The organism is Arthrobacter sp. Br18 (assembly GCF_000520555.1).
In the GTDB taxonomy this organism is placed as follows: Bacteria; Actinomycetota; Actinomycetes; order Actinomycetales; family Micrococcaceae; genus Arthrobacter_D.
This window is the reverse complement of the sequence record NZ_KI914872.1, coordinates 28,930-34,341: the sequence shown is the minus strand read 5'-3', so window position 1 is coordinate 34,341 and position 5,412 is coordinate 28,930. Positions and strand designations below refer to the sequence as shown.

Below are 5,412 nucleotides of genomic sequence, written 5' to 3'. Positions count from 1 at the left end.
CCTGCCTGATCGACGACCCTGCCTACCTGACATCCTCCTGGTCGAGGTGGCTCAGGGGAGAGCCGCCTCGGTTCGCGGGGTCGTCGCTGGCATCGACGTCATTCTCTTCCATCATTCCGAAGTCGACGTCGGCCGCAGCCTCCCCGAGCATCGGCTCGTCCGGCGGAATCTGCTCCTCGCCCTGCTCATAGCGGGCCTCGGCCGTCTCCTCCCGGAGGGTCTGGTCGCTGAAGTAGCCCTCCTCGCCGGTCAGGTCAGCCGCTGGTTCGTCCTGCAGCAGCGGATCCTCCTGCCACCGGTCAGGATTGTTCTCGGCAGCCTCCGCATAATCGTCAGGATTCCCTTCGAGCACCGGGTCGAATGCCTCGGGAGCCAGGGAGGCGCTCGCCACCTCGGGATCTTCGTCGACAATCGTCAGTTCCTCGTCGGGCAGGTTCTGCTCGGTCATGGTCACGCCTCTCGTCGGTGCACGTCAGTGCACATGGTCCCCGTCATTGCTAAGCCTACTGATCATTCGCCGCACGGGACCACCGGTCAGACGTGGTCCCTCCAGCTGTGCTGTGGATCGAATCCCAGCACGCGCCGGGCCTTGTCGATCGAGAGTAGCGTTTCATGCTGCCCCACCTCCCGGGTCAGTTCGACGCCGGGAAACACCTCCGCCGCGAGTTCGGCGCTCGAGCGGCTCATCACGGTGTCGGCGGCCGCGATGAGGAACCTGTCGAACCCCGGTCCCGCTGTCTCCAGTGCGCGCAGCACTGCCTGGGCGCCGTCACGCCCGTCGATGTAACCCCAGAGGTTCCACTTGCGCAGGCTGGCATCGGCGTCGAACGACGGGAACGCGGCGTAGTCCTCCGGATCCATCACGTTGGAGAAGCGCAGTGCCGTGATGCTCAGCTCCGGATCCCAGCGCGTCAGCTCGATGGCCAGCTTTTCCTCAAGATGCTTGACCAGCGAGTAGGTGCTCTCCGGCCGCGCGGCATACTCCTCGTCCACCGGGATGTAGGGAGGGTCGGTATCGAAGGGGAGGCCCTGGACGGTCTCGCTCGAGGCGTACACCACCCTCTTGATACCGGCCCGCCGGCAGGCCTGGAAGACGTTGTAGGTGGACAGCATGTTGTTGGAGAAGGTGGCGACGTCGGCGGAGATCCCCGGCGCCGGGATGGCAGCGAGGTGCACCACGGCGTCGAAGCCGTCGTGGCGGTCATCGACCCCCATCAGGGCATCGATCACCTGGCCGTAGTCCCGCAGGTCGATCCGCAGGAACTCCGGGCTCCGCTCGCCGTTCTGGTCCAGATCCAGGACGGAGTGCCCGGCGTCCCGCAACCCGCGGGCGACGGTGCGACCCAGTTTCCCGGTGGCCCCGGTGACCGCGATCCGCAGCGCGGGCACTAGGCGGGCCGCGAAGCAGGAGACGTGGTCTTCGAGGCATCCGACTCGGCCAGGGAACCGATGGCATCGTCGATGGCCGTCATCACATCAGCATCGAGGACGATCCCGGCAGCCACGGCATTCGACTTGACCTGTTCCGGCCGCGACGCGCCGATGATCGCCGAGGCGACGTTCCTGTTCTGCAGGGTCCAGGCGATGGCCAGCTGCGCCATCGTCAGGCCGACACCGTCGGCGATGGGCTGCAGCTTCTGCACCCCGGTCAGGACGTCGTCGTCCATCCACCGCTTGATCATGTCGCGGCCGCCCTTGTCGTCGGAGGCTCGGGTGCCCTGTTCCGGCTGCTGCCCGGGCTGGTATTTGCCCGTCAGCACGCCCTGGGCCACCGGCGACCACACAATCTGCGACAGGCCGAGTTCCTCGGACACCGGTACCACCTCGCCCTCGATGACGCGCCACAGCATGGAGTACTGCGGCTGGTTCGAGATGAGCTGGAACCCGAGTTGCCGGGCGAGAGCCGCACCGTCGCGGATCTGCTGCGCCGTCCATTCGCTCACGCCGATGTAGAGTGCCTTGCCCTGGCGGACCACGTCGGCGAAGGCCTGCATGGTCTCTTCGAGCGGCGTCTCGTGGTCGTAGCGGTGGGCCTGGTAGAGGTCCACGTAACCGGTCTGCAGCCGCTCGAGCGAGCCGTCGATCGACTCCAGGATGTGCTTGCGGGACAGGCCGGCGTCGTTGTGTCCCTTCGGGCCGGTTGCCCCCCACACCTTGGTGAAGATCTCCAGGGACTGGCGGCGCTCGCCCTTCAGGGCTTCGCCGAGGACCGTCTCGGCCGCGGTATTCGCATACACGTCGGCGGTGTCGAAGGTACTGATACCGACGTCGAGTGCCGCACGCACACACTGCGTGGCGACGTCGTTCTCCACCTGTGAACCGTGGGTCAGCCAGTTGCCGTAGGTGATTTCCGAGATTTTGAGTCCGCTGTTTCCAAGATATCTAAAGTCCATGACTCCGATGCTAGCCATGCCCGGTGCACCATGCACAGGTTGCGGACCTCCCCGCACTCCTGTAGTCGCCCGGGCGCGGAGCGCCGATGAGAGCCGCTGGACCCACAGCCGGTAGACTCGACCGCGTAATTCCCGGTGGTCCTGGCGGACCGCCCCGCGTTCCGAACAGCACTCACTGATAGAGGAAAATTGGTCAACTTCACCGCGCGCTTCGCCACGGACGCGGAGCGCGAGAACTGGGACGTCCATGCGACCGCGAATCCGGGCGGCGGAAACGTACTGCAGTCAGCGTCATTTGCGGAAGTGAAGTCGCATCACGGGTGGAAGCCGCTGTTCCTGGTGCTCGAGTCCCAGAACTTTTCGAGCTACAACCTCGTGCTGGAAAAGGCCTACCCCGTCCTGGGTCGGCTCTGGTACCTCATCAAGGGGCCGGCCGTGGAGACGTCCGGTCAGGTTCCCGCGGCGGTCGGCGCCATCCGGGAGTTCATTCTTCGCTCGAAGCTTCCGGTCTTCGCGGTGAAGATCGAGCCGGATATCGAGGACACCGCTGAAGCCCGTGCCATCTTCCGCGAGGCAGGACTCCAGAAGACCTTCGACCTGCAGCCCAACGACCACACCGCCATCCTCGACACCACCCCGGAACCGAACCAGTTGCTCCGCAATCTCCATTCGCGCGGCCGGAACGCCGTGCGGCGGGCGATCCGTGAAGGCGTCGAAGTGCACCGGGTGGAGCCGACGCCGGAGAATTTCCGCACCATGTACGGCCTGATGTCCCATATCGAGGACCGGTCGAGCGCACGGCTGCGCTCCTTCGAGTACTACAGCAGGTTCTGGGGCAACTTCGCGCAGGCGGGCCAGGGCCGGTTGTACTTCGTCTACGAGGACGGCGAAGCCTCGGTGGGTGCCTTCGTGCTCAACTACGGCACCAAGGGGACCTACAAGGACGGCGGGTCGAAGCCGCAGCGCTCGCAGTACGGTGACTCCCACCTGCTGCAGTGGACCGCGATCAACGACCTCAAGGCAGAACACGGCATCGTGGAGTACGACTTCTGCGGGACACCGCCCAGCGACAGTCTCAAGGACCCGTCCCACCCCCACCACGGCCTCGGGTTGTTCAAGACGAGCTTCACCCGGACCGTGACTGATTTCATCGGGTGCTACGACGCCGTCATCCATCCCCTGAGGTACCGGATATGGACTGCTGCCGGGGAGCGCGTGGCACGTCAGATCTACTGGCGGCGGCGCCATCAGCCGTTCTACTAAGCGTCAGCCCCCAGGGGGAGAACCGCGCACGAGGGGTTTATCGATGAAAGACGGCACCGGGCCTGGAAACGGTCATTCGCCCACTACCAATCCTTCTCCTGTGGCGGAGTCACTGCCGGTGATCCAGCGGCCCTTCGACCCGTCCGACGCCGAGAAGGAAAAGCTCATCGCCACCCCGCGGTCGGAAGTGCAGCCGAAAGTGCAGCCTGCAACGCGGCCGCAGCGGCCTCCGAAGGTGCAGCAGAAAACGGTGCCGAAGGGGAAGCAGCGGCAACCCGGCTCCCGGCCCACCGACGCGCTGCCGACCACGCCGCGGACCGTTCGGCCGGACCGGTCCAACGCCGCCGCGCGCAACGTGCTGAGGCGGCTTGTCCAGGGGGAGGCGCCGCCCACCCAGGCGATGAGCATCGTGGAGCGGCTCGCCGGGAGCCCCTACGCGAATCCGATGGTCCAGGTGGCCGGACCGGATGCGAGCGTCCGCAAGACCCTGGACTTCGCCCTGAGCCTCGCCGAGACGATGTTCCGGTACGGAGCCGGAGCCCTCGAGGTCGAAACGAGCATCATCGCGGTGACAGCCGCCTTCGGCGTGGATCACGTGGAAGTGGACATCACCAACCAGTCGGTGGTCCTCAACTACTCGGCCAAGGACCAGACACCCACGACCGTGCTGCGTGTGGTGCGCTCCTGGACCAACAACTACGCGGGCCTCACCGCGATCCACCGGCTGGTATCGGATATCGCCGACGGCGGGGTGTCACGCCCCGAAGCCAGCCAGCGGCTCGAGTACATCACTCAGCGTCCCAAGCCCTTCCCGCGGTGGATGGTCACTGCGGCGTTCGGAATCTTCGCGGCCGCGATCGTGGGCTTCATCGGGGGCGGTCCGCTCGGCTCCCTGGTGGGACTGGCAAGCTGCATCCTGGTGGATCTGCTGTCCCGCCAGCTCGGAAAGTGGCGTGTGCCGGAATTCTTCGCGGTGGCGACATCGGCTGCAATGGTCACCCTGACGGCCATGCTCTTCTGGTGGCTCGAGTTGCCGATCGCGCCGTCGTTGGTGGTGGTGGGCGGAATCCTGCTCCTCCTTCCCACGGGACGCCTGGTCTCGGCAACCCAGGATGCCATCAACGGCTTCCCCGTCACGGCCGCGGGCCGCTACCTTTCGGCTGTCCTGGTGTTCGGGGGCGTGGTTTCGGGTATCGCCGTCGCCCTGGTTCTCGGAGCCATGATCGGCATTCCCGCACTCGATCTTCTGCAATCCCCGGTGTCGCTCTATCCCTGGCCGGTGGTCGCGGTCCTCGTGTTCATCGCTGTCGCCATGATCTGCATCTCCGAGCAGACCGACATCAAGCTCGTGGTCCCGACATCCCTGGTCGGCGTTGCCGGGTTCCTGTTGTGGATCTCGGTGGTCAACGCGGGAGTGGGGTACCGCCTCGCTCCGGCACTCGCCGCGGTGCTGATCGGAGGGCTTTCGCGGGTTGTCGCCCTGCGGATGGGAGCGCCGCAGCTGGTGGTGGCAGTGCCCGCCGTCATGTTCCTCTACCCGGGGCTGACCATCTTCCGCTCGATGTATTCGCTGACGCTCGATCCGGCGATGGTGAACGACGGCGCGATCGGCCTCTTCAACGCGCTCACCGTCATCCTGGCCATTGCGGGCGGCGTGGTGCTCGGCGACAACCTCGCACGTCCGTTCACCAAGGGGCTCAGCAGCAATGAGCGCGAGCGGAGCCGTCGGCGCTGACCTCCGGAAGCGGCGGGCAGC

5 protein-coding genes are annotated in these 5,412 nt (G+C 66.0%); 2 read left to right on the top strand and 3 right to left on the bottom strand.

From position 1 onward, the window contains the following. Positions 1-22: 22 nt before the first annotated feature. The 3 genes from Y704_RS0111990 to Y704_RS0111980 all read right to left on the bottom strand — a co-directional run bounded on the left by Y704_RS0111990 (position 23) and on the right by Y704_RS0111980 (position 2,393). The gene (locus Y704_RS0111990; protein WP_026550301.1) at positions 23-448 is read right to left on the bottom strand and encodes a hypothetical protein; all 426 of its coding nucleotides are present in this window, start codon (positions 446-448) and stop codon (positions 23-25) included. An 86-nt stretch (positions 449-534) separates the two neighbouring features. After that, positions 535-1,380, bottom strand: coding sequence for an NAD-dependent epimerase/dehydratase family protein (locus Y704_RS0111985; protein ID WP_026550300.1), 846 nt, complete (start codon positions 1,378-1,380; stop codon positions 535-537). Between the two features lie 8 nt (positions 1,381-1,388). After that, complete coding sequence (locus Y704_RS0111980; RefSeq protein ID WP_026550299.1) at positions 1,389-2,393, bottom strand: aldo/keto reductase family protein; 1,005 nt, start codon at positions 2,391-2,393, stop codon at positions 1,389-1,391. Between the two features lie 189 nt (positions 2,394-2,582). On the opposite strand from Y704_RS0111980, the gene Y704_RS0111975 reads away from it, so the two are divergent. Together Y704_RS0111975 and Y704_RS0111970 are read left to right on the top strand one after the other, a co-directional pair. Then, the gene (locus tag Y704_RS0111975; protein ID WP_026550298.1) at positions 2,583-3,656 is read left to right on the top strand and encodes a lipid II:glycine glycyltransferase FemX; all 1,074 of its coding nucleotides are present in this window, start codon (positions 2,583-2,585) and stop codon (positions 3,654-3,656) included. A gap of 43 nt (positions 3,657-3,699) precedes the next feature. Then, positions 3,700-5,391, top strand: coding sequence for a threonine/serine exporter family protein (locus Y704_RS0111970; protein WP_081747603.1), 1,692 nt, complete (start codon positions 3,700-3,702; stop codon positions 5,389-5,391). Positions 5,392-5,412: the final 21 nt, after the last annotated feature.